This window comes from Actinomadura sediminis, assembly GCF_042675525.1.
Taxonomy (GTDB): domain Bacteria; phylum Actinomycetota; class Actinomycetes; order Streptosporangiales; family Streptosporangiaceae; genus Spirillospora; species Spirillospora sediminis.
Genome location: NZ_JBHTJA010000256.1, coordinates 1 through 815, shown reverse-complemented (window position 1 = coordinate 815; position 815 = coordinate 1). Strand labels below are relative to the sequence as shown.

The window sequence follows — 815 nt, the reverse complement described above, 5'->3', positions numbered from 1 at the left end:
GCCGCGGGCTGGACGAGCAGCCCGGCGGCGACCATCGTGATCGCGCAGCCGTACGGGCTGCCGGTCGCCGCGTCCCGGGTGGCGGCGAGGGCGAGGCCGAGCAGCGCGGCGACCATGGTCCCCGCGACGACGAGCCGCGCGCCGGGCGACCAGCCGTGCGCGGCGACGACCGCCAGCAACGCGAACGCGGCGCACGGCGCGAACGGCAGGAGCAGCCCGCCGCGCTCGGCCTGCCGGGGCGGCGGCAGCGGCGACGGCGTGCGCCCGGCGGCGACGCGGTACGCGAGGACGGCGGCGAGCGCGGCGGCGGCGGGCCATGTCCAGGGCGCGAGGGCCGCGCGCCAGTCGCGTCCGGTCCCCGCGGGGTCGTCGCCGGGCGGCTGCGGGACGGCGCCCAGCACCAGCGGCGTCGCGGCCAGCAGCGCGTCCGCGAGCAGCCCCGCCCACACGGTCGTCATGGCGCGGCCGCCCCGTTCCCGGGCCAGGACGAGCGCCGCCGGGAGCGCGATGCCCGCCCCTGCGCCCTGCAGCGCGCGGCCCGTCCCGGCCGATGGCACCGAGTCGACCGCCCGGGCCGCGCCGAGCGCCGCCAGGAGCGTCAGCAGGCCCGCGGCGAGCACCGTCCAGGCGGGCAGGCGGCGGGCGGCGAGCGCCGCGAGCGGCACCGTGAGCACCAGCGCGGGCAGGGCGAGCCCGGTGGCGCGCAGCAGCCCCGCGACGTCCGCGGCGTTCCCGCCGTCCAGGCCGAGGGCGTCCGCGGCGTCCGGGACGACCCCGGCGGTGGCGTCGGGCACCGTCAGCGCGCTCGCGGGGAC

The 815-nt window shown here is 82.6% G+C and carries 1 pseudogene; it reads right to left on the bottom strand.

Going from position 1 to position 815, the window contains the following annotated elements:
* A pseudogene (locus tag ACFQ11_RS37760) lies at positions 1–815 on the bottom strand (hypothetical protein); the annotation flags it as partial.